The organism is Brachyspira sp. SAP_772, assembly GCF_009755885.1.
Lineage (GTDB): Bacteria > Spirochaetota > Brachyspiria > Brachyspirales > Brachyspiraceae > Brachyspira.
This window is the reverse complement of sequence record NZ_VYIX01000163.1, coordinates 1-710: the sequence shown is the minus strand read 5'-3', so window position 1 is coordinate 710 and position 710 is coordinate 1. Positions and strand designations below refer to the sequence as shown.

Genomic DNA, 710 nt, shown 5'->3' with positions numbered 1-710 from the left:
AAATATTCTACTTCCTTATCTGTCAAAGAACTTGTAGGTTCATCCATGAAAATGATATTACTATTAAATGAAACAGCTTTAATGATTTCTATCATTTGCTGTTGTGCTATACTTAATTTTCCAACCTTGGTATTGGCTGAAATATCAAAATTAAATTTCTCAAGAAACTTGTTAGTCTCTTCTATCATTTTTTTATCATCTGCCAATCCATTTTTTTTTCTAATCTCTCTTCCTAAAAAAATATTTTCAAATATTTTCATTTCTGGAATTAGCATTATTTCTTGGTGTATTATACTTACACCATTTTTCTCAGCATCTAAAACAGAAGATATGCTAACTTCTTTTCCATCTATAAATATTTCTCCGCTATCAGCAGTATAAACACCTGATACTATTTTAGATATTGTTGATTTTCCAGCCCCGTTTTCACCTAAAAGTGCTAACACCTCTCCACCTTCGACTTCTAATGATGCATTATTAAGTGCTATTACACCAGGAAACTTTTTGCAAATATTCAAAGCCTTTAGTCTAACCATATAGTAAACCTCATATAAAATATGTACATATATCATTTAAATTATGATATATGTACATTTATTTTCATACAATTAAAAATATTATTGCCAACCTTCTTTACCTTATTTATCACCACTGCCTCGAACTATAAGACCATATCCTACACTCACACCCTTCTCAATACTCTTCCTATT

Annotated in this window: 1 protein-coding gene; it reads right to left on the bottom strand. The window is 29.4% G+C overall.

The window, feature by feature from the left end:
- Positions 1–536 (bottom strand): ATP-binding cassette domain-containing protein (locus tag GQX97_RS13260; protein WP_157152294.1); only part of this gene is annotated, 536 nt, incomplete at its 3' end.
- Positions 537–710 lie beyond the last annotated feature (174 nt).